This is a genomic window from Lampropedia puyangensis (genome assembly GCF_004833285.1).
GTDB classification, from domain to species: domain Bacteria; phylum Pseudomonadota; class Gammaproteobacteria; order Burkholderiales; family Burkholderiaceae_C; genus Lampropedia; species Lampropedia puyangensis.
On sequence record NZ_STFG01000033.1, the window covers coordinates 1 to 25,498 of the forward strand.

Annotated in this window: 23 protein-coding genes and 3 pseudogenes; 3 read left to right on the forward strand and 23 right to left on the reverse strand. The window is 54.1% G+C overall.

The features are described from left to right. A pseudogene (locus tag E9531_RS16540) lies at window positions 1-689 on the reverse strand (IS110 family RNA-guided transposase); the annotation flags it as partial. Between the two features lie 529 nt (window positions 690-1,218). Here E9531_RS16540 and E9531_RS16545 point away from each other — a divergent pair. Then, entirely contained in the window at window positions 1,219-1,980 is a 762-nt protein-coding gene (locus tag E9531_RS16545; protein ID WP_136574880.1) for an SDR family oxidoreductase, read from the forward strand. A gap of 62 nt (window positions 1,981-2,042) precedes the next feature. On the opposite strand, the gene E9531_RS16550 is transcribed toward E9531_RS16545, so the two are convergent. From E9531_RS16550 to E9531_RS16565, 4 genes are all read right to left on the reverse strand, one after another. Then, the gene (locus E9531_RS16550) at window positions 2,043-3,788 is read right to left on the reverse strand and encodes a C13 family peptidase (RefSeq protein WP_158291830.1); all 1,746 of its coding nucleotides are present in this window, start codon (window positions 3,786-3,788) and stop codon (window positions 2,043-2,045) included. A gap of 253 nt (window positions 3,789-4,041) precedes the next feature. Beyond that, the gene (locus E9531_RS16555; protein WP_136574882.1) at window positions 4,042-4,830 is read right to left on the reverse strand and encodes a hypothetical protein; all 789 of its coding nucleotides are present in this window, start codon (window positions 4,828-4,830) and stop codon (window positions 4,042-4,044) included. Between the two features lie 130 nt (window positions 4,831-4,960). Further along, on the reverse strand, window positions 4,961-6,457 hold the full coding sequence (locus E9531_RS16560) for an alkaline phosphatase (protein ID WP_136574883.1): 1,497 nt from the start codon (window positions 6,455-6,457) through the stop codon (window positions 4,961-4,963). Between the two features lie 31 nt (window positions 6,458-6,488). After that, window positions 6,489-7,931 carry an alkaline phosphatase gene (locus E9531_RS16565; RefSeq protein WP_136574884.1) on the reverse strand — a complete coding sequence of 481 codons (1,443 nt, stop codon included), beginning with the start codon at window positions 7,929-7,931 and terminating at the stop codon, window positions 6,489-6,491. Window positions 7,932-8,295: 364 nt separating this feature from the next. Here E9531_RS16565 and E9531_RS16570 point away from each other — a divergent pair, with 364 nt between their 5' ends. Next, window positions 8,296-8,868 carry a transglycosylase SLT domain-containing protein gene (locus E9531_RS16570; RefSeq protein ID WP_136574885.1) on the forward strand — a complete coding sequence of 191 codons (573 nt, stop codon included), beginning with the start codon at window positions 8,296-8,298 and terminating at the stop codon, window positions 8,866-8,868. Window positions 8,869-8,899: 31 nt separating this feature from the next. Here the strand turns inward: E9531_RS16570 and E9531_RS16575 are convergent, their stop codons facing one another. The 3 genes from E9531_RS16575 to E9531_RS16585 all read right to left on the reverse strand — a co-directional run bounded on the left by E9531_RS16575 (window position 8,900) and on the right by E9531_RS16585 (window position 12,028). After that, window positions 8,900-9,643: a sulfite exporter TauE/SafE family protein gene (locus E9531_RS16575; RefSeq protein WP_136574886.1), complete on the reverse strand. Its 744-nt coding sequence runs from the start codon at window positions 9,641-9,643 to the stop codon at window positions 8,900-8,902. Window positions 9,644-9,710: 67 nt separating this feature from the next. Next, on the reverse strand, window positions 9,711-10,994 hold the full coding sequence (gene xseA / locus E9531_RS16580) for an exodeoxyribonuclease VII large subunit (RefSeq protein ID WP_136574900.1): 1,284 nt from the start codon (window positions 10,992-10,994) through the stop codon (window positions 9,711-9,713). Window positions 10,995-11,098: 104 nt separating this feature from the next. After that, entirely contained in the window at window positions 11,099-12,028 is a 930-nt protein-coding gene (locus E9531_RS16585) for a DMT family transporter (protein WP_136574887.1), read from the reverse strand. Between the two features lie 49 nt (window positions 12,029-12,077). On the opposite strand from E9531_RS16585, the gene E9531_RS17550 reads away from it, so the two are divergent. Further along, on the forward strand, window positions 12,078-12,248 hold the full coding sequence (locus E9531_RS17550; protein ID WP_158291831.1) for a hypothetical protein: 171 nt from the start codon (window positions 12,078-12,080) through the stop codon (window positions 12,246-12,248). 118 nt (window positions 12,249-12,366) lie between these two features. Here the strand turns inward: E9531_RS17550 and rpsQ are convergent, their stop codons facing one another. The 15 genes and pseudogenes from rpsQ to rpsJ all read right to left on the reverse strand — a co-directional run bounded on the left by rpsQ (window position 12,367) and on the right by rpsJ (window position 25,439). Next, entirely contained in the window at window positions 12,367-12,636 is a 270-nt protein-coding gene (rpsQ, locus tag E9531_RS16590; RefSeq protein WP_136574888.1) for a 30S ribosomal protein S17, read from the reverse strand. A 9-nt stretch (window positions 12,637-12,645) separates the two neighbouring features. Continuing rightward, on the reverse strand, window positions 12,646-12,882 hold the full coding sequence (gene rpmC / locus E9531_RS16595) for a 50S ribosomal protein L29 (protein WP_136574889.1): 237 nt from the start codon (window positions 12,880-12,882) through the stop codon (window positions 12,646-12,648). Window positions 12,883-12,897: 15 nt separating this feature from the next. Then, window positions 12,898-13,314 carry a 50S ribosomal protein L16 gene (gene rplP, locus E9531_RS16600; protein ID WP_136406502.1) on the reverse strand — a complete coding sequence of 139 codons (417 nt, stop codon included), beginning with the start codon at window positions 13,312-13,314 and terminating at the stop codon, window positions 12,898-12,900. 2 nt (window positions 13,315-13,316) lie between these two features. Next, entirely contained in the window at window positions 13,317-14,171 is an 855-nt protein-coding gene (rpsC, locus tag E9531_RS16605; protein ID WP_136574890.1) for a 30S ribosomal protein S3, read from the reverse strand. A 14-nt stretch (window positions 14,172-14,185) separates the two neighbouring features. After that, entirely contained in the window at window positions 14,186-14,518 is a 333-nt protein-coding gene (gene rplV, locus E9531_RS16610; protein ID WP_136574891.1) for a 50S ribosomal protein L22, read from the reverse strand. A 10-nt stretch (window positions 14,519-14,528) separates the two neighbouring features. After that, entirely contained in the window at window positions 14,529-14,804 is a 276-nt protein-coding gene (gene rpsS / locus E9531_RS16615; protein ID WP_136574892.1) for a 30S ribosomal protein S19, read from the reverse strand. A gap of 12 nt (window positions 14,805-14,816) precedes the next feature. Then, complete coding sequence (gene rplB, locus E9531_RS16620) at window positions 14,817-15,644, reverse strand: 50S ribosomal protein L2 (protein ID WP_136574893.1); 828 nt, start codon at window positions 15,642-15,644, stop codon at window positions 14,817-14,819. 3 nt (window positions 15,645-15,647) lie between these two features. Then, window positions 15,648-15,983, reverse strand: coding sequence for a 50S ribosomal protein L23 (gene rplW / locus E9531_RS16625; protein WP_136574894.1), 336 nt, complete (start codon window positions 15,981-15,983; stop codon window positions 15,648-15,650). Then, window positions 15,980-16,597 carry a 50S ribosomal protein L4 gene (gene rplD, locus E9531_RS16630; protein ID WP_136574895.1) on the reverse strand — a complete coding sequence of 206 codons (618 nt, stop codon included), beginning with the start codon at window positions 16,595-16,597 and terminating at the stop codon, window positions 15,980-15,982. Before rplD ends, rplW begins: the two co-directional genes overlap by 4 nt. Then, window positions 16,597-17,256, reverse strand: coding sequence for a 50S ribosomal protein L3 (gene rplC / locus E9531_RS16635; protein WP_136574896.1), 660 nt, complete (start codon window positions 17,254-17,256; stop codon window positions 16,597-16,599). The genes rplD and rplC overlap by 1 nt, the downstream gene beginning before the upstream one ends. 373 nt (window positions 17,257-17,629) lie before the next feature. Further along, window positions 17,630-18,535 (reverse strand): transglutaminase family protein, encoded by a 906-nt coding sequence (locus tag E9531_RS16640; RefSeq protein WP_136574897.1) that lies wholly within the window; start codon window positions 18,533-18,535, stop codon window positions 17,630-17,632. Window positions 18,536-18,549: 14 nt separating this feature from the next. Continuing rightward, window positions 18,550-21,168 (reverse strand): circularly permuted type 2 ATP-grasp protein, encoded by a 2,619-nt coding sequence (locus E9531_RS16645; protein ID WP_136574898.1) that lies wholly within the window; start codon window positions 21,166-21,168, stop codon window positions 18,550-18,552. A gap of 203 nt (window positions 21,169-21,371) precedes the next feature. Beyond that, a pseudogene (locus tag E9531_RS16650) lies at window positions 21,372-24,404 on the reverse strand (transglutaminase family protein); the annotation flags it as partial. Window positions 24,405-24,487: 83 nt separating this feature from the next. Then, window positions 24,488-24,806 (reverse strand): annotated as a pseudogene (locus tag E9531_RS18005) (transglutaminase N-terminal domain-containing protein); the annotation flags it as partial. A 321-nt stretch (window positions 24,807-25,127) separates the two neighbouring features. After that, window positions 25,128-25,439 carry a 30S ribosomal protein S10 gene (gene rpsJ, locus E9531_RS16655; RefSeq protein WP_073356242.1) on the reverse strand — a complete coding sequence of 104 codons (312 nt, stop codon included), beginning with the start codon at window positions 25,437-25,439 and terminating at the stop codon, window positions 25,128-25,130. Between the last annotated feature and the right edge of the window lie 59 nt (window positions 25,440-25,498).

A 25,498-nucleotide genomic window follows, 5' to 3' on the forward strand; every position in this document is an offset into this window, starting at 1 on the left:
ATGTGCCCGAGTTTGGCTTTGCCTCCTGTGGAGTGTTGGGTGGGTACCAAGCCCAGCCATGCGGCCAGTTGTCTGCCGTTGTGGAAGTCACGGCCATCTCCTATGTGGGCGACCAGTGCATCGGCTGTGAGCACGCCGACTCCTGTGATTTGCTGGGCTCTTTGGCAACGCTGGTCTTGTGCAGCGTGAGCTGCAATGTGTTGGTCGCATTCGTGCAAGCGCTCTCGCACTTGGTGCCAGTGGTCGCTGAGGTGGTCGATCGCTTGCAACAAAATGGGTGGCAATGTGGCTCTGGTGTCGCTATCACCTAAAGCTTTACGCAGTGCGCCATCGCCTTGGGCAATGGCGATGCCGAACTCTGCCAATAGTCCTCTGAGGCGATTGCTGATACACAGGGCTTGGCTTTTATAGCCTTCTCGCACCCGGTGCCATGACAAGCGGGCTTGTTGGTCTTCGGTTTTGATGCTGACAAAGCGCATATTGCCCTGGCGTGCTGCGGTGGCTATGGCGTCTGCGTCATTGCGGTCGTTCTTGCTGCTTTGGGCTTTGCGAAAGGGTTTGACGAATTGGGCGGCCATGAGTTTGGGTTGCAGGCCGTATTGAAGGCTGCGTCTGGCCCAGTGGTGGGCACTGGAGCATGCTTCCATGGCGACGATGGTGCCTGCAGGCAGTTGCGCAAGNTGAGAAGTGGTCTAGGGGAGACTCCTTTTTACTCATTCAAGCCGACGCCGCTTCGCGGCGCGGCTTAATTCAGGCGTTAGGTCATAAATGTGCAGCTTGTTTTTCCAGCTCACACGCATCATTATTGGGGTTGTAGTTCTTATATCCTGCTTATTTTTTGTCACTGGCTTGTCCTTCTTGTACCTTCATTTTTTTACCAATGCGCAGCCTGGTGACAAGCTGTACATCGACACCGAAGTTCCATCCGTTAATGTTGCGTTGGGTTTGGTTTTCGGCAGTTTTTTGATCATTTTTCTGGCTTATTGGGCGGACAAATGGTGCTCCATCCTGAACAATTCACATCGCTTGTAATGCTATTTGCTGGTCGTACCCTAACCCTTCGCTCAAGCCGACTTGCTACGCAAGCCGCTTACTCAACCGCGAGGGTAGACGCTTCGCTTAGGCGTTAGCTACGTTTTCTGCCTCCCCAGCTGTCTGCGAAGATACCGTTGCTAGTTTTTCAACGACTCCCACCCGTTTTCATCGAAAGAAATAGATATGACCCACCAAAAAGTAGCCATCGTGACAGGTGGCGGTTCTGGCATCGGCAAAGCGGTTGCATTGACCTTGGCCAACGCAGGCTACCGCGTGGCTATCGCAGGGCGCCGTCTGGAGGCCTTACAAGGCGTTGCGCAAGAAGCAGAACGCAGTGCTGCTGCAGGTGCGATCTTGCCGATAGCCACCGATGTGGCTAACGCCAGCGAGGTTGCACGATTGTTTGAAACCGCCGTAGCCCAATGGGGGCGCGTTGACCTGTTATTCAACAACGCAGGGCGCGGCAATCCGCCAGGCGACTTTGTGGAATGGACGGCTGAGCAATGGCAAGAGGTGGTGAACGTCAATCTCAATGGCATGTTTTATTGCTTGCAGCAGGCGTTTAAAGTCATGCGCAGCCAAAATCCTCGCGGGGGCCGGATCATTAACAATGGATCGATTTCGGCCTATGCGCCACGCCCCAACTCCATGGCGTACACAGCGACCAAGCACGCCGTTTCGGGATTGACCAAGACCGCCAGTCTGGATGGACGCGCACACGATATTGCTGTGGGCCAAATTGACATTGGCAATGCCTATACAGAGCTGGCAGCACGCATGTCGACAGGGGTTCCACAAGCCAATGGCAGCATTGCAATTGAACCCATGATGGATGTGAACACAGTTGCGCAATCGGTGCTGTACATGGACAGTTTGCCGCTAGAAGCCAACGTGCTGTTCCATACGGTGATGGCGACCAAAATGCCATTTGTGGGCCGCGGTTAAAGCAGCGGGGTAAGCCCCCCGCAAAACCAGCGCAACGAGCCTCAACGGGCGCGGCCACGGTTTTACTGTTCGCTCTGTGCGAGCGGGCGCTGCCACTGCAACCATTGCTGGTCTATCCACTCCCGGAAAGCAGGCGTGCCGGAAATTTGAGGTTCCGATTGGCGCAGTTGCATCGTCAAACGCCTGGCCAATGCCGCACCGCCATCGGCTGTATTGTCTGCATCGCCGGCATCAGCCATGTCCAGCTCCCATTGCTTTACCAGACTTTGTGCCTGTGCAAAAGCGGCTGTCAATGCTTGTGTTTGCGCCATAGACTCTTTGAACAACGCACGTCCAAAATAGGTGAAGTCGTTCTCATCGGCACAACCAAATGATGTGCGATCAGCCCTTGCGGCCGTGACCACCAACGTGCGGGAATCAGCCAGCTCAGGGATAAAACCGCCGGAATAGCAGGCGGAAACCACCACAATTTTGTTGCGAATACCGCTGTCCTTGAGCATCGCCCCCAATGTCTTTGCTGGCAGGTTACGCAGTTGAATCCCCTTCATCTGCAAGCTCAGTTGGTGGTCTGCAGAGCCATGGCTGGTTAAAAACAGCAAGAGTACATCGCGCTCGGGATCCATCACCCGCGCCAGTGCATGCAGGCTGCGCGAGAGGCTTTCTTGTGTGGCAAGAGGGGTGGTACTCACCCCAGTACGGCTGTTGATCAAGCTAAGAATGCGCCCTTGGGCACCAAAACGTTCAGCAAGCAATTGCGCGACATATTGCACCTCTCGCCGGAAGACTTCTTGCCCACCATCGCCAGCGACCAGCAGCGCATACAAATTGGTTTGACCTGGTGTGGGTGGCTGCAATGCGGCATATGCTTTGGCCAGCAATGTATTTTGGTTGTAGAGCACCGTATCCACATTGGCTTGCCACTGGGCAGGGGTATCTGGGGCCGCATCGGTCTCTTGACCATGCACTCGCCCCTGCGCATCAAGCAGCTCGCCCTCTTGCCATTGACCGCGTGTAACGCGCCGCCCATCTGCCTGAGCCACAGCCCATCGCATCACCCCTGCACCATGCATGAGCCCGTGCTCAAACATCCCTTTATATTCATCTCCATTAGAAAAGAGCATCACGCCATGGCCATGGGGGGTGCTGTAGACAAGGTCGCCTCGGTATTGGCGTCCGTCTGCATAGGTCACATGCCCTTTTCCCTCGATGGTGAAGCCGCTGAACACCCCTTCTACAACAGTGCCATCGGCATCCACCATGCGTCCAGGCCCCGTCAAATCCCAGTGGCGCATATGCCCTTCATAGCGCTGACCATCTGGTGCAATGACGGTTACATCTCCTGCGGGCTCGCCCTTTTCAAAGGTGCCGATCACAATGCTTCCGCCAGCACGCGTCAACCGGCCTTGTCCGTGTGCTTCTCCTTGGGAAAATGCCCCTTTGTAAACATCGCCATCTGCATATTGCAACTGGCCTTGTCCAGAAAAATCGCCATCGACAAACTGCCCTTCGTAGTACGTTCCATTGGCCATGCGCAATACGCCATGACCACTCCAAAGTCCATCAACAAAGCCGCCCTCATACACATCGCCGTTGCGCCATAGCAAGCGGCCTTGTCCGTGCATCAAGCCATTGCGCAAAGGGCCGTAATAGGCACCGCCATTGGGAGACATCGCATCGGGAGCTGGGGACGCAGCGGTTGACGCCACTGATGGTTGCGCCGGCGCCTGCGCATAAGCCGGCGCAGTTGCTTGCACAGCACATACAAGCGCAACCCAACTAAGCTTCCTCAACGCTGTGGTCCAAGGCATGGAGCCGCCATGGTTGGCCGCAAAGCGCATCTCTTTTGAATCGCTGACATGCATGGCTGGTACTCCCTCATGGTCTAGAGCGACACATGAAGACATGCGCGCAATGCCGCTCGTTTTGGTTGAATAACCAAGCCATTGTGCAACGAGATCGATCGCATCAGCGCCAAAGGAAACAATGGATTTTCACCGGCATGCTGACAAACAAGGCCAGGCTAGGCCTGGACCGGAAAGGCTTTGCGCTATGCAGCCCCCATTAATCGAGCAAATCCGAGTAATCGCCTGTCTTGTAATGGCTCAGCAATGTCCATGGCATGGTTTCTGGTGCATCCACCTCTTCTGCGGTGAGTTGGTAGTACGTGGTGTCATGGGGGCCACGCTTGAGCACGCGGCGAGGGTATTGCTTTTCAATATCCCATGCCACTTCCGTCATGCTTTCGTCGGCAAACTTGCGGTAGAGCTGAATGCCATCACGCGGCTGGCCCACGCGCTGCAACGCGTGCAAAGACGAAGGTGGAATGACCCAGTACGTGGCTTCCCACGAACCGTTGTAGCCGACATTGCCCTGGTGGGCGCGCTCCACGCTGATGAGTTGTTCCAGGGAATTGATGACCACCTGAACTTGGACATCGCCATCGGCGTCTTTTTGCACCATCAAAGGCGCTTCTTGCGCCAATGTATGCGCATGGCCCGCGTGTGGCCCTGTATTTTGATTGCCACCATGGCCATGGGCCAAGCTGTCGCGCAACGCCTGTGGCGTGTCTTTTTCAATCCAAATGCGTTGGCCCACGCGGTGCATGCGCTTGGTGTAGCTGGCCTCTCGCTGCACCCCATCACTGCCAATATTCATGGTGTGGTAGCTCAACAGCAAATGCACTGGCGGCGCTTCAGTACTTGTTTTGGCCAACGCCTCAGGCGCAGAAGTCTCAACGGCTTGGGCTTGAACGGCCATGTGCGACCACACACTGCCAACCACACACGCAGCCATGGTCATACGTTTGACGGTGGCGCGAATGGCCCATTTCTTTTTCTCAATCGTCTTCATATTCAACTCGCAACGGTGAATTCACGGATAGACGTTCTAAAACACCGCAGATCAACGCAAAAAAGAGGTGAGCCGTCAAACGGCCCCCTCTATCCATTAAAGCAACTTGTTGGCTTTCAAGTTCAGTGGCTTACAGCCCCGATGCTGCACGCACTTTTTCAAACACCTTGGTGTTGTCATAAGTGCCACGGAAATGCTGCGCACCGGCACCGCCTGCATACAGCATCACATCACCACCGCCGTGCGTTTCGGCACCGGGCGCACCCAACGGAATACCCACTTCCTGCAAGAAGTTGTCTGCTGTCGTGTCGACATTGGTCAAGTCTTGGCGTTCAGCACTACGTGGCGGGGAAATGACGGCTTCGCCATCCTCACCCACATCATTGGCGCCGGCGCGCCCACCATTGCCAAACACCAATGTGGTGTAGGGCTTGCCGTCTGCGGCTTTAACGACTTCGCCTGTACTGTAGTCATGCACCAAGCCCAAAATGGGGTTGCCAATTTTGGTGTAGCCATTGAAAGCAATGGCGTGGTCGTGGTCGGCGGTAACAACAATCAAAGTGTTGGCCAAGCCGGGATCTTTTTGCTCCATCACACGCAGCGCTGTTTGCACAGCCTCATCCAATGCCAGCGTATCTTCCAGAGCGCGTTTGGCGTTGGTACCGTGCAGCGCGTGGTCGATGCGTCCGCCTTCGACCATCAGGAAAAAGCCTTTGTCATTGCGGCTGAGCACGTCCAAAGCTTTGCCCGTCATCTGCGACAGACTTGGCTGGTCCAGATTCAGCTTGACGCGATCGAGCTCATAGGCCAATTCGCTGTTGGAGAAAATGCCCAACAGTTTATTGGTGTTGCCCGCGTCCAAAGCGTTCAAAGCTGTGCCGGAATTGACATAGGTGTAGCCACTTTTTTGCATGTCGGCAATCAGGTTGCGCTCATCCGTGCGGCGGCTGCTGGCGTATTCAGACTTAGGCAAATAATTACGCCATCCGCCCCCCAACATCACATCAATGCCATTACCCAAGCGGGTGTTGAACTCGGGGTAGCCAGGCACCGCTTGCTCTGCAATCGTGTTGTAGGCATTGCGGTTGCACACATGCGAGTAGGTGGTTGCAGGTGTAGCGTGCCCCAAACGGGTAGTCGAGACTACGCCAGTTGCGCGGCCTTGGCTCACGGCCAACTCCAGCAGTGTTTCTGCTGCTTGACCATTGCCTTCTGGGCAAGTGGAGTCTTCGCCTTTGATGTATTGAGAGCCGTCTGGTGCATAGGCTTCGGTTTCCGCGCTCATGGAGATGACTTCGTTGTTCATCTTCACGCCCGTCATATAAGCCGCCATGGAAGGTGCACTGTCCGTGGTCTGGCCATCGCGCGAGAATGTCTTGATGCGACCTGCATAGCCCAGCTCTTGCATGGCCAACGCTGCGCGCTCGGAAGTCTCCAGCTTGGCGCCTGCAGCAATTTCCTTTTCGCCTTTGTAAATACGTGCGGCAGTCACCGTTACGGGGCCCATGCCGTCACCCAGAAAGAAAATCACGTTCTTGGCGGTTTGTGCACTGGCTACGCCTGTACCTGCCAGCAAACTTGCACCGAGCGCCAATGCGATGGTGGTTTTGTGAAATGGTTTAGTCATGATCAATATCCTTTTATGCAGTCAGCAGCGCTCAGTTCAATGCAATGGCTTTTTTGATCAGGCCAAACACGTCGTTATTGGTCAAAGTGCCACGGAAGTTTTCAGAACCCAGACCTTTAGCGCCCAGAAAAACATCGCCCCCACCGTGCGTTTCGGAACCTGATACTTGCACCACGGCTTCTTGCAGGTAATCTGGGTCTTCAAGCATTTCTGCAGTGATGGTGCCGCGCTGATCAAGGCGTTTAAGGCCGTTGCCAAAGCCCAAAATCGTGTAGTTATTGCCATCCACATCGGTGGCGGCTTTGCCATCTGTGTAGTTATTGACCAGGCCAAGAACACCTGGTTTGCCTGGCTCTGTTTTACCGGTACGCGCGGCATAGCCGTTCATTTGCAGCGTATGGTCGTGGTCAGCAGTCACGACCACCAACGTGTTTTTCAAACCGGGGTCAATGGCTTCCAATTTATCCAACGCGGTTTTGATGGCATTATCAAAAGCCACAGTGTCTTGTAAGGCTCGCCGGGCATTGGTGGCATGCAATGCATGGTCAATACGGCCACCTTCGACCATCAGGAAAAAGCCTTTTTTCTTGGCCGCCAGCGCATCAATGGCTTTGCCTGTCATCTCCGCCAAGCTAGGCTCTTTAGCTGGATCACGGTCCAGGTCATAACTCATGTCACCAGAGGTGAGCAACGCGGCAATCTTGCTGCCATCAGTAGGCAGGCTATCGAACTGTGCACGCGTTGCAGCAAAGGTGTAATTGGCCTTGACCAGCTCTGCGGTCAAATCCCGTCCGTCATTGCGACGTCCGCCTTTGTCACTAGGCAAAAAGTTACGAATGCCACCGCCAAGCACCACATCAATACCATCACCCAGACGTGCGTTGTAACCAGCACCGCCCGGCACCAAAGCAGCTGCAATGGTGTTGTATGCATCGCGGTGGCACACATGCGAGTAGGTGGTTGCAGGTGTGGCATGCGTCACACGTGTGGTCGACACCACACCGGTGCCGTAGCCTTTGTCCTTCATCAACTCCAAAATCGTATCGACGGGCGTCCCATTGCCAGCGACTGGGCACGTGGAGTCTTCTTTATTCACGTAGGCTTTACCTTGCGCATCCACTGCACTGGTTTCAGCAGACATGGAGATGACTTCGTTGTTCATCTTCACACCCGTCATGTACGCGGCCATGGAGGGGGCGCTGTCAGTTACCTGACCATCACGGGAATAGGTATGAACAAAAGCGGTATCCGGGAAGCTGTCGATCGTCAAAGCGCCCTCTTCACCCACCGAGTAAATGCGTGCTGCCGTCAGTGTGGTAATGCCCATGCCGTCGCCCAAGAAGAACACTACGTTCTTTTGTGGCGCAGGCGCCGGCGGATTCACGGGAGGTGGCGCATCATCGCTACTGCCACCACAAGCGGCCATCAAAGCCACTACGCCAGCCAGTGCTGGGTACAACAATTTATGAGTCATGGGTTCTCCAAAAAGTAGCGTTGCCCACACATGCCAACGCTTTGCGGGCGAAGTGTAGAAATACCGTTTGACAACTTCATGACAGAGAAATGACCAATTGACTTTAATGTTGCCCACTTGGTCTGCCGCTTGTACGCTCCTCCCTGCGTCGCATCAGGACTAGCTTGAATGCCTGGGATAAACTGGAGCCACCGCCATACCTCCAATTTCTTTCTGCTCTATGTTTTCTGCCCCACGTCTTGGTGCGACTTCTTTAGCGCTGCGCATGCCCATTTCGCCCACGCACAAGCTGCGGAGGCAGCACAGTTTTTGGAACTATCGCAGAGCCATTCGCGCAGCCACTATCCCCAGCTGCGCCATAACGATGGCTCTGCTCATCAGTGGCTGCAGTACGCCACCACCGCGGCACCCCGAAAATGTGTGTTCTATTTTTGAGCAATATCCCCAATGGCACAGCGCAGCACTGGCCACGCAGGCGCATTGGGGAGCGCCGGTGCATGTACCTATGGCGATCATGTACCAAGAGTCGTCTTTCAGGGCTGATGCACAACCCCCTAAGGCCTATGTTTTGGGCATCATTCCTTGGGGGCGAGTGAGCAGTGCCTACGGTTATTCGCAGGCGCTTAATGACACCTGGAATCAATACAAAAAAGAAACCGGCAAGAGCTTCGTCAAACGCAATGACTTTGCCGACTCGATGGACTTCATTGGCTGGTACATGAGCAAAAGTCGCCAAATCAATGGCATTTCGCTATGGGATGCTTATGGCCAGTACCTGAACTACCACGAAGGCTGGACAGGGTACCGCAACCAAAGCTATCGGACTAAAACGTGGTTGCCCCCAGTAGCCACCAAAGTCGCCAATCGCGCCCAGGTTTATGCGCAGCAATATGCACAATGCAAAAACAATCTACCTAAGCGCGGTTGGCTTTGGTAATGGCTTCGCATGACAGCTCACTCGTAATGCTTCAGGCCAGCAATTTGGGCACCGCTGCCACCAGTAAGGTGATGCCTGAAACCGTGAGCAAGCCCAGCACCAGTTGTTTGAATCGCTGCTCGCTCAAACCTTTGTAAAGTCTAGCGCCAAGTAAACTCGGAATGAGCATGGCAGGCGCGACTACCGCAAACAGCGGCCACACATCGCGCGAGACCAGGCCTGTGGCCGCATAAGTGAGCATGGTCACCATCAGCATGGTGAGGTTGAAATTCTGAATCACCGCACGTTGCAACTCCTTGGGCATACCAGCCCAAGTGCACCAAAGGGTAGGCACAGTTCCAGTCATTCCTCCCAAACCTCCCATCACCCCGCCGATCAACCCGGTCAGCGCATCTACCCATCGTGGACGTTTACTCAAACGCGGCAAACGACTGGAATACAACATGATTGGACAAAACAACACCAAAAAACCACCTAATAGGGCCTTGAACCAATGCACATCTAATTGAGGCAGCAACCATGTGCCTAACGGCACTCCTACCAAACCACCCAGCACAAACGGTAAAAGTACACGGATGTCAAAGCCCCGGCGCACAGTGACTGCAGCGATGATCTGACCTAACAACGCCCCAAAAACAGCCAACACTGCAGCCAATTGCGGATCAATCACCCAGGCCCAAATAGACATGGCGACCATGCCAAAGCCGAAGCCTGAAATCCCTTGTACCAAGCCAGCAGCAATTGCACCAATGGCCACAACCCATACCATATCCATTGTTTTGTCTCCTTGTTCATTAGCGCCAAACCTGCTTGGCTGCGAGCCTCAAAGCCACACTATGCTGTCATTTCACCTGCACAGTCATGGCACCACGGGCGAGCCGTACCTTCAATATTTGGCCTTCCTCCACCTCTTGAACGTCACGCACCACCGAGCCTTGCGCATTGGTGGCAATCGCATAACCCCGTTCAAGAACTTGCTGCGGGTCAAGCATACGCAAGCGCAGGCCCGCTTGCTCCAATCTCTGTGCCTGCTGGTGCAAAGACGATTGCACTGCGCGCGGCCATGCCAAAGCACATTGCTCCAGTCGAAATGATTGGCGCTGCCACTGCGAACTGGAAGCTCGTTGTAGCGCATGGCTTGTTCGTTCTAATCGTGCTGCATGCCGCGCCAACCAAGCAGATGGCCGTGCAAACATCTGGCCAACGGCCTGAATGCGGCGCTCGTGTGCCAGCATTTGGCGGTCTACCGTCTGGCTTAACCGGTCGTGGTGGTGATTCAAGCCCTGCAAGAGTTGCTCTGCTGGCAAAGCGGCCAGCTCAGCCGCAGCAGTGGGTGTGGGAGCGCGCACGTCCGCGCACCAATCAGCAATCGTGAAGTCGGTTTCATGGCCAATCCCTGCAATCAAGGGCACAGGGCTTTGCACGATCAGTCGGGCCAATTGCGGGTCATTGAAAGCCCACAAGTCTTCAATGGAACCGCCACCACGGGCCACGATAATCGTGTCGATATTCCAGGCACTGCCATCACTTTGCTTGAGCGAGCCTTGGGCTATGGCCTCATACAGCTTCTGTAATGCCTGGCGCAAAGAGGCAGGCGCCTCGCTGCCTTGCACCAGCGCAGGAACGAGCAACACTGGCACATGCGGTGCACGCCGGCGCAATGCGGTCATGATGTCATGCCAGGCGGCCGCATTCAAGGACGTCACCACAGCGATCGCACGTGGAATACCAACAGGCTGACGTTTACGGGCTTGCTCAAACAGCCCTTCTTGCTGCAGTTGCGCTTTGAGCCGCAAAAACTGTTCATAAAGATTGCCTAAACCTGCTGGTCGCAGAGCCTCAACAACCAACTGCAAATCACCACGCGGTTCATACACCGTCACACGGGCTTGCGCAACCACCCGATCGCCCTCCTGGATGGGAGCGCTGACCATGGAAGCGGCACGACGGAACATCGCGCAACGCAATTGCCCACGCTCATCTTTGAGCGAAAAATACCAATGGCCACTGGCTGCACGGGTCAAGCCACTGATTTCGCCCTCAACGGTCACAGAATGGAAGCGCGCTTGCAGTGCATCGCCAATAGCTAAACACAGCGCCCCGACCGGCCATACCGTTGCGGCCATCCGTTGCGGAGCAATCGTCGAAGATACTGCATCCTTGTTGTCACCTCGATTACCGTCCATCGTGCGTCATCACTTTCTTGAATACTGGTTGGCGCCGCCCTGCACTATAGCGGCAGACCAATCAACACCACAGCGAGCACCACTAAGGCGATGCCCCATTTTTCAGGCACACGCAGCTTTTCATGCAAAATTTTGCGCGAAACCAGATAGCCAAACAGCACTTCCACCATCCCTAGAGCACGTACGGCTGCTGCTGTTTGCATCGCATAGGCAGAAAACCACAACAGGGATGCCATCGCCCCCATACACCCTGCCAACAGGGAAACACGCCAACTGCGCAAACAAGCCAATAAACCTTCACGGTCGCGCCAAGCCAGCCACGTAGACATGACCACCGTTTGCAACGCCTGTGCAAATACAACCCCCCAAGCTGCAGACACCCAAGGACTGACACCTTGCAAATTCACCGCAGCACCGCGAAATCCCAAAGTAGCCAGCGCAAAGCAAGCGCCGCACAGCAAACCAAACAACGACGCACGCATCAGCGCATCTTTTGCGGCCTGTCCTTTGGACCCTGCATTGGGCCAAGCCAGCAATACCACCCCTAGCGTAGCTAGTACAGCCGCTACGATTTGGTGCATTACAGGCAATTCACCCAAGAACACGCTGCCAAACAGCATCAGTTGCAGCACTTCGGTTTTAGAAAACGTGATGGAGACCGCAAAATTGCCCGCCTGCATCGCCAGCAATAATGCAGCCGTCGCGGCAACTTGGAACAATGCGCCAAATGCGATCCAGCCACCATAAGCAAGACTGAAATGCGGAACGATAGGGGCTTGTTCTGGCACGCAATACAACAACACTAGACAGGTCGCCGCAAACGGTAACCCATACAGAAAACGCACAAGCGTCGCAGGCCATGTGCCCAAGCCACCACTGAGAGAACGCTGTGCCGTATTGCGTACCGTCTGCGCTGCTGCGGCCAGCACCACAACGGGAATCCAAATCCAGGCATGCGCTGCCAACTCGTCCATTGCTATTCCTTATCGCATATCTACGTGCGTTGATTTACCAATCCAGAGCATGCACCCCTATCTACAACGGCGCATCACCACAATCCACCAGCCTAGCGTATTGAACATTGTGTTTGGCCTCTATTTGAAGGAGGCTCTGCACTTGAATCAAGATGCTCTTGAACGCTCGACCACATTTCGCAACAGCGCAATGGCCACGTCCTTGCCTCAAAATGCGTAATGACGTTGTTACTAACGCGCACCTGCCACCTAATACGCTCTAGAAGAACATCAAAACAACAATCGACAGGCGTAAAAAAGCCCTGCAAAGCAGGGCTTTTTTAGCGAACTAGAGTGAATTACACCAAAGTTGCTTTTTGCACCAAGCGAGTAGCAACCCAGTTCTTGGTTTTAGAGAGCGGACGGCTCTCTGTGATCTCAATGGTATCGCCCAGCTTGTACTCACCATTCTCATCATGAGCGTGGTATTTGCTAGAACGCATTACGATCTTGCCATAGATAGGATGCTTAACGCGACGTTCAACAAGAACAGTCACAGTCTTGGCACGTTTGTCGCTGACCACCTTGCCAACCAAGGTGCGCTTGAGGGATTTCTTTTCTTCCGTCATTTCGGCCCCTTAATTGGATTTAGCAGCTTCTTCAGCTTGCTTCTGGTTCAGGATGGTCTTGGCGCGAGCGATGTCGCGACGAGTAGTACGCAGCACATTGGTGTTATTCAATTGCTGAGTAGCCACTTGCATACGCAGACCGAAGTGGGCTTTTTGCAAAGACTTCACTTCTTCCTTCAGACCAGCAACGTCTTTGCCACGCAGAACTTCTGCTTTGGATTGCTTTTCAGTCGATTTTTTAGCCATTTGGTATCTCCTGAATTAAGCGCCCAGTTGGCGAGCAACGAATGTGGTACGCAAAGGCAGCTTGGCTGCAGCCAAACGGAAAGCCTCACGAGCCAGCTCTTCAGGCACACCAGTGATTTCATAAATCACTTTACCTGGCTGGATTTCAGCGACGTAGTAGTCTGGGTTACCTTTACCGTTACCCATACGCACTTCAGCTGGTTTTGTGGAAATTGGCTTGTCTGGGAACACTCGGATCCAGATACGGCCACCACGCTTAACGTGACGGGTAATAGCACGACGGGCAGACTCGATTTGACGAGCTGTCAGACGTCCGCGATCAGTAGACTTCAGGCCGTACTCACCGAACGCAACCGTGTTGCCACGGGTTGCGATACCGGTGTTGCGACCTTTTTGCTCTTTGCGGAATTTGCGACGAGCAGGTTGCAGCATGGTTATTCTCCTTGTCCGTCCGCAGCTGTCGCGGGCGCGCTGTCTGCGCGCTTAACGGCGGTAGATGCAGAAGTGGCTTCTGCGGGTTTGTCGCTTCCATCAGCAGGAGCTGCATTGGAGCCGCGACCACGACGGTCACCACGGCGGTCATCACGACCACCTGCTGGACGACGGCCACGTGGACGACGCTCTTCTTCGCGCGGCTCTGGAGCTGCTGGCAAATCGTTGCGACCCAGTGTGTCACCCTTGTAAACCCAAACCTTGACACCGATGATGCCGTAAGTTGTGGATGCTTCGGATGTTGCGTAGTCGATATCAGCACGCAGAGTGTGCAGAGGCACGCGGCCTTCGCGGTACCACTCAGTACGGGCAATTTCGATACCGTTCAAACGGCCAGCAGACATGATCTTGATACCTTGAGCACCCAGACGCATAGCGTTCTGCATCGCACGTTTCATGGCGCGGCGGAACATGATGCGTTTTTCCAACTGCTGGGTAATGCTGTCAGCGATCAGTTGAGCATCGATTTCAGGCTTGCGCACTTCTTCGATGTTCACTGCCACTGGCACGCCCAAGCGCTTGGTGAGTTCTTTTTTCAGGTTCTCGATGTCTTCGCCTTTTTTGCCGATCACCACACCAGGACGAGCCGAGTAAATAGTGATGCGAGCATTTTTAGCTGGACGCTCGATCAACACGCGGGAAACCTGCGCGTTTTTCAGTTTCTTCTTGAGGTAATCACGCACCTCAATGTCTTCAGCCAGCATGCCAGCGAAGTCACGGTTGTTGGCGTACCAACGGCTGGACCAGTCACGGCTCACCGCCAGGCGGAAACCGGTTGGGTTGATTTTCTGTCCCATAGTTGTCCTCTGGATTAGTTGCCTACGACCACATAAATGTGGGCGGTAGGCTTGCTGATACGGTTACCACGGCCCTTAGCGCGTGCAGTGAAGCGCTTGAGAGTGGTACCTTGCTCGACGTAAATGGTTTTAACACGCAATTCGTCGATATCAGCGCCGTCGTTGTGTTCAGCGTTAGCAATAGCAGACTCGAGAACTTTCTTGATGATTCCAGCCGCTTTTTTCGGCGTGAATGCCAAGATGTTCAAGGCTTGGTCTACTTTTTTGCCACGGATCAGGTCAGCTACCAAGCGGCCTTTGTCTGCGGACAGACGAACGCCACGGAGTACAGCACGTGTTTCAGACATGGGTTACTCCTTAACGCTTAGCTTTTTTGTCAGCAGGGTGACCTTTGAAGGTGCGAGTCAATGCGAACTCACCCAACTTGTGGCCAACCATTTGATCGGTAACATAAACAGGCACATGCTGTTTGCCATTATGAACAGCGATCGTCAGACCGATGAAATCAGGCAACACCATGGAGCGACGCGACCAAGTTTTCACTGGGCGCTTGTCCTTACCAGCAACGGCTTTTTCAACCTTGGCCAGCAGGTGGTGATCCACGAAAGGACCTTTTTTGAGTGAACGTGTCATGGCGCCCTACCCTTATTTCTTACGACGCGACACAATGAAAGTTTGTGTACGCTTGTTATTACGGGTTCTGTAACCCTTGGTCAGGTTACCCCATGGATCGACAGGATGACGGCCTTCGCCAGTCTTACCTTCACCACCACCGTGCGGGTGATCAACCGGGTTCATCACCACACCGCGAACGGTAGGACGAATACCCATGTGACGCTTCACACCGGCTTTACCCAGACGACGCAGGCTGTGCTCTTCGTTAGCCACTTCACCAATGGTGGCACGGCATTCGATGTGCACTTTGCGCACTTCACCAGAGCGCAGACGAACCTGAGCGTACACGCCTTCACGTGCCAGCAAGGTCGCAGAGGTACCAGCGGAGCGGGCGATTTGCGCACCAGCACCTGGCTGCAATTCGATCGCGTGGATGGTTGAACCCACTGGGATGTTGCGGATTGGCAGTGTGTTACCGGCCTTGATCGGAGCTTCCGAACCTGACACTACTGTCGCGCCAACTTCCAGACCACGAGGGGCAATGATGTAACGACGTTCACCGTCAGCGTACACCACCAGAGCCAAGTGAGCCGAACGGTTTGGATCGTATTCGATGCGTTCGATTTTCGCAGCGATACCATCCTTGTCGTTACGACGGAAGTCCACCACGCGGTAGTGGTGCTTATGACCACCGCCTTTGTGGCGTGTTGTGATGTGGCCATTGTTGTTACGACCGGCCTTCTGGAACTGAGGCTCCAGCAGAGGGGCGTAACCAGCACCTTTGTGCAGGTGAGCGCGGGAAATTTTGACCGCACCACGCTGACCAGGAGTTTGTGGCTTGAGTTTAATGATAGTCATGGTTTACGCAGCCTCCCCAGACAGGTTCAGCTCTTGACCTTCTTTCAGGCGCACATAAGCCTTGCGAACATGGTCGCGACGGCCAATGGTTTTACCGAAACGTTTGGCCTTGCCTTTGACGTTAACAACGGAGACGCCTGCCACTTCGACCTTGAACAGCAGCTCAACAGCCGCTTTGATCTCTGCTTTGGATGCATCGCGCAGCACCTTAAAGGTCACCGCGTTGGATTGCTCGGCCGCAAATGTGGCCTTCTCCGAAACGATTGGAGCTACCAGCACTTGGTACAGACGACCTTCGCTGAATTGACGCTCTTTGGGAGTCGGGTTGATGCGGCTCATGCGAACATCTCCTTGAGCTGGTCAACGGCACCCTTAGTCACCAGCACCTTTTTGAAGTGAACCAGAGACAGCGGATCCACATAACGTGGCTCGATGACATAAACATTGGGCAGATTGCGCGAAGCCAAATACAGGTTTTCGTCGATCGTATCGGCGATTACTAGCGCAGATTCCACCTTGAGATTCTTCAGCTTGGAAGCAAAACCTTTGGTTTTTGGGCTATCCAGCTTGATATCTTCCAGCACAGCCAAGCGACCATCAGCCACCAGCTTCGAGAAGATCGAAGCCATACCAACACGGTATTGCTTCTTGTTGATCTTTTGCGAGAAGTTTTCTTCAGGCAGGTTAGGGAAAGCTTTACCACCCCCACGCCAAATTGGCGAAGATGTCATACCAGCACGGGCGTTACCAGTACCTTTTTGACGGAATGGCTTTTTAGTGGAGTGCTTAACTTGCTCACGATCCTTCTGGGCACGAGTGCCTTGGCGGGCGTTGGCTTGATAAGCCACAACCAACTGATGGATCAGCGATTCGTTGTAGTCACGACCAAACAAAGCTTCAGGCGCTTCAAATGTAGCGGCTTGACCTTGATCGTTCAGGAGCTCGACTTGCATTATTTCGCTCCCTTCACAGCAGGACGCACAGTCACAAAACCACCCTTAGAACCTGGAACAGCACCTTTGATCAACAACAGTTGACGGGCCTCGTCCACGCGAACGACATCCAGATTTTGGGTTGTTACAGTCTCATCACCCATATGACCAGTCATGCGCTTTCCAGGAAAAATACGACCTGGATCTTGCGCCATACCGATAGAACCGGGCACATTGTGCGAGCGGCTGTTACCGTGAGAGGCACGCTGGGAGCTGAAGTTGTGACGCTTGATGGTACCGGCGTAGCCTTTACCAATGGAAGTGCCTTGCACGTCCACTTTCTGACCTGCGGCGAACAAATTAGCCACAGGCACTGTTGCACCAGCAGCGTATTGACCAGCAGTTTCTTCCGTCACACGGAATTCACGAACGATTTCACCAGCTTCCACGCCAGCTTTCGCCAAATGACCAGCCACTGGCTTAGTCACACGGGAAGCCTTGCGGGCACCGAAAGTCACCTGCAATGCAGTGTAACCATCGTTCTCTTGGGTTTTGACTTGGGTCACGCGGTTGTTGGACACATCCACCACTGTGACAGGAATAGATTCCCCATCATCAGTAAAGAGGCGCATCATGCCCACTTTGCGGCCCAGCAACCCCAGGGAGTTACTCAGACTCATGTTATTACTCCAAAACTCTCACCGCAGCCACTGCAATTGGCAGCCGCGTTACCGCACGCCCGTCCATTTCAGTCAGACACCAGCATGAGAGAAGGTTGATAGAATTTCTCCGCCCATGCCAAAAAGGCACGAACGAAGCCAGTGATTATCACACATTTCACAGGCGAAGCACAAGTACCCCTGCAAACAAACAGGCTAGATTCTTTGCAATTGCAGTCGCGGCTGAAGACTGGTTCCATAAAAACCACAAAAAAAGCTGGCTCTACCGCGATGCTCCGCGCTCAACTCAAACTGCAAGCCGCAAGCCGCAAGCCGCAAGCCAATCATTTCAAAATGGCCTACATGCGAGAACCCAGTTTCTCTAGCAGATGCCTTACTCTTGCGGCATGACAGTTACCGCCACATCCAACTCGTGCGTGCCGCCACCGCGAATAACGCCACGCAAAGGGGCAACGTCGCCATAGTCACGCCCATAAGCCAGCCTGACATGGGTCTCTCCTGCCAAACAATTATTGGTTGGATCAAACTCCATCCACCCATCTTGCGGGCAGTACACACTCACCCATGCATGCGACGCATCCGCGCCGATGAGTCTTGGCTGACCTGGTGGCGGCTCTGTAAGTAAATAGCCGCTGACATACTTAGCCGCCAACCCCAGCGATCGCAAGGAGGCGATCATGACCTGGGCAAAATCCTGGCACACACCTGCTTTCATCCTGAGCGCATGCAAAGGCGGCGTACTCACATCGGTTGCCTGCGGCTGGTAATCGAACTCCTCATAAATCCGGCGACATAGCTGCGCTGCCAATTGATGGGCGGTTTGCGCTTGGGCTGGCACACAAGACTGCAAAGCGTAATCACGAAAAACATCTTGCACAGGCGCCAAAGCCGATGGCTGCGTATATTCGCGAGCATCATCAAACGCCTGCCCCGCCTCATACTGCATCGCAAGCGCAGCCTCTTGCCATGGCAACCCTTCTGGCAAGCGCACAGCAGGAAACTTACCGCGCAGCGCCTCGGGCATAGCCTGAGTGGTCAGCACACTATGGGCCACAACGACCAATTCTTCATGGGCATCCGTCAACTCGAAATAACAACGCTGCTGGCCATACCGATCGACACTCCATGTTTGAATCGATGGTGCAGGCGATATCTGCAGATCAAATGCGTGCAATCGCTGCATCACATTGTCAACAGGCTTCAAGTACGCCACATGGTGAGCCTGAATCACAGCGGATCCATAGGTATAGCGCGTCTCATGTGTCACCGAAAGTTTCATACAACCCAACTCCCTCAATTGCCCACCGCATGGCTATCTGCATGTGCATGCACGAAATACTGCTGCGTCAGGCGGTCCGAGAGGTTTTGCGCTGCAGTAGCTGCCGTTGCAATCTGCCGGCCCAGTGCGGCACATTGGTTGCTTTGTGCCAAACGAAGTAACTTCTGCGGAGACCAGAGATGCGGCAAGTCCTGCAGCACACCTTCTGCCTCAAGTGCCTGCCATGGACTGCTCGGCAAGCGTTTCAATCTCCCAGCTAAGGTATCCGACATCCATACCAATGAGCGAGGGTTTTCTGCCTCCAGCACCAACAACTCAACCAATGCATACAGGTCGCGCCGTTGCTGGTAACGCGAGCGGTAGGTGATGGTGCTATCGAATAGGTCCAGCAGCAAACCAAAACCCGCATCATCTTCGACCACCCGCAACTCCAAGGCCGATGCCAGCGCTCCACCCAGCGTACTCATACGCTCCACTTGCCGCCCTAGCGAAAGCATGCGCCAACCGTCATCGCGTGTCATACGATCCAACTGCGCCCCTGTCATCGCCATCGCCTGCGAAGCCAAATGCTCCAACGCTCGCAATGCCTGACGCGTTTTGATTTGCGAACCGTGCATACTTGCAAAAAATTCCTGTTGCGCATGGTTGACCAAGGTCCATTGCTCCGTGGCCAAACGTTCACGCACCGAAAACGCAGAGTATTGCAAACCATCAAGCACCGTGGCCACACTCCATGCACCATGCTCAGCCTTGCGGTCAGCCAAAGAAGCCACTAAAGCGCGCTCAAACAACAGCCGTGCCACTCTAGGGGTTGGTGCAGCCTTGCTAACCAGCCCGTTCTCATAGGCCAGATGGTGCAACCAATCCAGGGTGGCTCCACTCATATCCAACTCAGCGTTGTTGAGTGCCTCTAAAACAATCCGCGCGAACCGCACACTATTGTCCAAACGCTCTGAATAGCGCCCAAACCAAAACAAACTTTCTGCAGCGCGACTGGTGATCACATGCTCTGTGCGGTGATGCCCCATTTGCACACTGCGCTCCTGCACCGCGCGATCGGCCATCACCCACAAATCGGCAGAACTACCACCCCGATACATCGAAACAACTTCTTTCCCCTCTGGGGCAATGCGGGTCAAACCGCCGGGCAGTACCCGCCAGCGGCCGGGCCCATCAGAGAGTGCAAACACGCGAATCATCATGGCTTGGCTACCAATAGGCGCCCTACTGCTTGCAGTACCGCTTTGCGCTTGAGCACTGCCGCGCCAGGTAGGCATATGCGACAGCGGCACCCAGGCCTGAGCAGAGTAGTCGTCAGGACGCTTCTCAATGCGCTCCTGCCATTGACACAACTCCGCCTGCTTAAAGCGCTTGCCCATGGCAGGCACAAAACGCCTTGCTTGATCACTAAAGGTCGGCTTAATCACATATTCAGACAGCTGCGGCAACAGGTGTCGCATGGCAGAACGTTCGCCAAACCACCAACTGGCAATAGAAGGCATTCGCAAAGGTTCACCCAGCAAACGCTCACTGATCGCCGGCAAAAACCCCATGACTGAGGCAGACTCCAGAAAACCACAGCCTGGCGCATTGGCCATCACCACGTTGCCAGCGCGCCATGCCTGCAGCATGCCAGGAATACCCAACGCAGAATCGGCACGCAACTCCAGAGGATCGAGGTAATCGTCGTCCAAACGCCGAATCACTACGTCCACCCGCTCAAGCCCCTTGATGGTTTTGAGCCATACACGCTCATCGCGCACCACCAAGTCTCCTCCCTCAACCAAGGAGATGCCCAGATAGCGCGCTAAATAAATATGCTCGAAATAGGTTTCACTGTAAGGGCCTGGTGTCAATAAAACGGTACGCGCATTCTCTCCCTGCTCACTGTGCGCCTGCAAACTTCTAAGCCATGAGGCATAGGCTTCCGCCAGGCGCTCCACATGCAATGCTTTGAAGGCATCTTGAAACAGGCGTGAAACAATCATGCGATTTTCCAACGCATACCCCAAGCCAGAGGGCGCCTGTGTGCGCTGACTCACGACCCACCACTGGCCATCGGGGCCTTGCGCCAGATCAAACGCGGCCACATGCAAATAGGTCCCTGCAGCAGGCTCAATACCGTGCGTAGCCCTGAAATAGCCAGGATGCCCATGCACCAATGCACTGGGCAACAAACCATCCTGCACCAAGCGCTGCTTCCCGTATACATCCTGCAGAATCCGGTTGAGCAGCTCAGCCCTCTGTGCGATGCCTGCACGAATGTTTTGCCAGTCCTGCTGCGACAAAATCATCGGAAACAAATCAACCGACCAAGGCCGGGCATGGCTTACTGCGTCAGAGTAGAGGTTGTAAGTGACACCGTTGTCTTCCACATTACGTGCCAGCGTCTGTTGCAGGTCATCAAGGCGTCCTGTCAACATATGGGCCGTGTCTGCAATCCCTGCCTGAGTTTGCAGACCATCAATCGTTTTCGCGAAGAAAGTATTCCAGTGTGGCGCCAACCGTTCTGGATTATGCGCATCGCGCAGGTTGTCAAAATGCCCCAACGGTGGGTGCATAGCCAAAGGTGGAATCAGACTATCAGCCAGATCCTCCGCAGCAAATTCATGGTCAAAAAGAGACATAGGCATGGTGGGCGCGTAGTGTACTGCGATGGCTGGCGACTTGCTTAATTGGGGAAAATGCACCCCCTCGCACTCAAGGCGAAAACGAGACTCGGCTACAGCCAATTCAAGCCAGAGCAGCACGCCAATGCAAGCTATGCACAGCGTGGTGTCACAGCAAAGCCATGTCCATGCAATACAAGCCGCCCCTATTTACCGTGCACAAAAGTTCACACCCTACGCAAGTCCAGCGTGAAGGGCATCTCGCGACTTACCCGAGCAGGAAAGGCCACCACATGCCCAGGTGTATGCCCCATACGGAAGAAACGTGACAGACGGCGCGACTCCGCTTCATAAGCATTGATCGGAAACGTAGAGGGATTTGCCCCCCCCGGATGCTGGACATGGTATTGGCCACCGCCAACACTGCGATTCATCCATGTATCGACCACATCAAACGTCAATGGCGCATGCACACCAATACTCGGATGCAATGCTGAAGGCGGATTCCAAGCCTTGTAACGCACACCAGCAACAAACTCCCCCACCGTCCCCGTAGGCTGCAGCGGCAGCGAGTGACCATTTACAGTCACCACATAGCGGCTACCAGCCATGCCTGTTATCTTCACTTCCAGCCGCTCAAGCGAAGAGTCAACGTACCGCACAGTGCCACCAATAGCGCCGTCCTCCCCCATTACATGCCAAGGCTCAAGCGCGCCTCGGATGGTCATATGCATTCCCGCAACAGCCAACTCGCCAAACTGTGGGAAACGGAATTCAAAATGAGGGGCAAACCACTGCGGATCAAAACCATATCCGCCATTTTCAGGTAACGCCAACTCTGCCAAAACATCATCAAAATCCATTTTGATGAAAGTTGGCAGCATAAAGCGGTCATGCAATGCGGTATCCCAGCGCTGCAAAGGGGCGCGGTATGCCTGCTTCCAGAAACGGGCAATCAAGGCCCGCAACAAAAGCTGCTGCACGATACTCATGCGCGCATGGGGTGGCATTTCAAACGCACGCAACTCCAGCAAGCCCAAACGCCCTGTTGGGCCATCTGGGGAGTACAGCTTGTCAATGGAAAATTCGCTGCGATGCGTATTGCCCGTGACATCAATCAAGATGTTGCGCAGCGTCCGATCTACCAGCCATGGCGGCATCTCTTGCCCATGAATGCGGCGGTTTTTTTCTATCTGTGCAATGGCAATCTCCAGCTCAAGGATCTGGTCATTGCGAGCCTCATCAAGACGTGGTGCTTGGCTGGTCGGCCCAATGAACAAACCACTAAATAGGTACGACAGGCTAGGATGGTTATTCCAAAAAGCCAGTAAACTGGTCAGCAACTCGGGGCGCCGCAAAAATGGGGAATCCGCTGGTGTTTTTCCTCCCAACACAAAGTGATTGCCCCCTCCTGTGCCGGTATGGCGACCATCTAATGCGAATTTTTCCGCGCACAAATGGGTTTCAAACGCGGCCTGGTAGAGAAACTCCGTATGCTCAACCAGCTCTGACCAGTTACTTGCCGGGTGGATATTCACCTCAATAACACCGGGATCTGGCGTAACCTGAAGCACTTTCAGCCGCGCATCACGCGGTGGGGGGTACCCCTCCAAAACGATTTGGACTTGTAAACACTCAGCGGTGGCCTCAATCGCGGCCAACAAATCCAAATAATCTTCCAATCTCGCTAAAGGTGGCATGAAAACATACAAAAGGCCTTCACGTGCCTCAACCACCATTGCGGTACGCATCAACCAATGTGCAGACTCAAAACGCTTGGGCATCAACGTTGGCGTTGCAGGCTCATAAGGCGTAGAGGCCGCCCCTTGCTCCTTACTCGCCCTTACCGCAAGCGGGTCTGTAACCTGCTCCATCCTAGACTCCGCATGCATAGGCTGCACGCGAATCGGCGCGGCCTCTTGCGCAGCAGCACTGTAGCGCTGCGCAAATACTTGCCCCATCGGCAAAGTTGACTGCGGTGCATAAGGATCACGGTCAATGAAATATGGGTAGTCGCCTTCAGACACCCAAGGCAGCGAATCCAAGGGCAAGCGGTAGCCCATAGCCGAATCGCCTGGCACCAGGTACATGCGTTCATCGCGCAAAAACCATGGCCCGGTTTGCCAGCGTGGCCCGGCCAGCCTACCAACAGCTGAAGCTGGCGTGAGTGGCAAAGCATAACCAACCGTGTGTGCCAAACCTTGGTCCATCCACCTGCGCAAACGATTGCGCTCCATTTCATCGTCAATACGCGAATCAAAAGGATCCACATTGACTGGCAAACGCCGCTCTCGCCACAAAAAATACCATGTATCTTCAAACCCCGGACGAATGAACTCATCACTCAAACCCAAGGTCTGGGCCAAGCCTTGAATAAACCGCTGCGCATCACTACTGTCATAGTTCGATGGCTCACGTTCATTGGCAAAAAGTGCAGGATTGCGCCACACCTGTTGGCCATCGGCGCGCCAAAAAATCGACAAGGCCCAACGCGGCAGTTGCTCGCCCGGGTACCACTTGCCTTGGCCAAAATGCAAAAAACCGCCGTCCCCATAATGGGCCCGCAGTTTTTGCACCAGTGCATTTGCATAGCCACGCTTTGTGGGGCCTAGCGCTGCCGTGTTCCATTCTGGTGCATCTCGGCCTGAATCCGCCACAAAAGTGGGCTCACCGCCTTGGGTCAATCGCACATCACCGTTCACTAAATCATCTTCAACCTGTTCTCCCAACGCCAATACAGATTGCCATTGCGCCTCTGTGTAAGGCTTGGTCACTCGAGGCGATTCATGGATGCGAGTAACCTCCATATGGTGCGAAAACTCGACCTCCGCTTTACTCATCAGCCCTTCAATAGGGGCAGCTGATGAAGGTTGTGGCGTGCAGGCCAATGGGATATGCCCCTCGCCAGCAAGCAAGCCAGAAGTGGGATCCAAACCAATCCAGCCAGCACCAGGCAAATACACCTCACACCATGCATGCAAATCTGTGAAATCTTCTTCAGTCCCACTAGGGCCATCCAGAGACTTCACATCCGGGGTGAGCTGAATCAGGTAACCAGACACAAAACGTGCAGCCAATCCCATGTGCCGCAGTAAATTCACCAACAGCCAACCAGAATCCCGGCACGAACCGGAACGAAGTGCCAACGTTTCATCTGGCGTTTGCACGCCAGGCTCCATGCGGATGGTGTAATCAATATCGTCATACAGCATCCGATTGATATCCACCAAAAAGTCAATCGTACGGCGAGGAGTTCTATCCACACGCTGCAGGTAGTCATCCAGCCTCACCGTGAGTGGGCCTGGTGTGCGATAGGGCGCCAAATCCTTCAGTGACTCCGGCGCATAGACAAACGGATAAGTCTCAGCACTGGGCTCTAAAAAGAAATCAAACGGGTTGTAAACCGCCATCTCAGCCACCAAATCAATAGTGACCTTGAATTTCCGGGTCGGCTCAGGGAAAACCAATCGCGCCATGTAATTGGAAAAAGGATCCTGCTGCCAGTTGCAAAAATGCTCTGCAGGCTCAATACGCTGGCTAAACGACAAAATACGCGTGCGGCAATGCGGAGCTGGACGTAAGCGCACAATTTGCGCCCCCAACTTGACCGGACGGTCATAACAATATTGAGTAACGTGATTGAGCGCAACGTGGATAGTCATAGTCGAAGCCCGGTTATTGAATGGCAATGCTGGAGCAAGATATGTGCCGCTGAATCTGCCTTACCGTAACCGACTGCAGGCTTTACCACGACATCGCCTATGCTTGCCTGATGCATCGTAGCGGCATATCGGATCTTGCAAAAGCAAATCCTCCTGCTATGATTTTTTTCGTCTCGCGCATTCCAGACTGCCGTCAAAGTGCCAAGCAAAACATCTGATTGCACAGTAACTGCCTTTTACCCAGCGATTGACAGCTAATAAAAAAAGGCTTGCACCTTTCGGTACAAGCCTTTTTAGAAATTGCAATCAGCGCCTAAGCGATTACTGCAATTTGATCTCAACGTCCACGCCAGCTGGCAAGTCCAGCTTCATCAAAGCGTCAACAGTTTTGTCAGTCGGATCAACGATGTCCATCAGACGCTGATGCGTGCGGATTTCCAACTGATCGCGGCTGGCCTTGTTGACGTGGGGCGAACGCAGAATGTCAAAACGCTTCAGGCGTGTTGGCAGAGGCACTGGACCCTTGACGATCGCGCCTGTACGCTTAGCCGTATCAACGATTTCAGCTGCAGATTGGTCGATCAATTTGTAATCAAATGCCTTGAGGCGGATGCGGATTTTTTGCTTGCTCACTGTGTCAATTCCTTTTCACAGCTATTAAGCAATGATCTTAGCAACCACGCCAGCGCCCA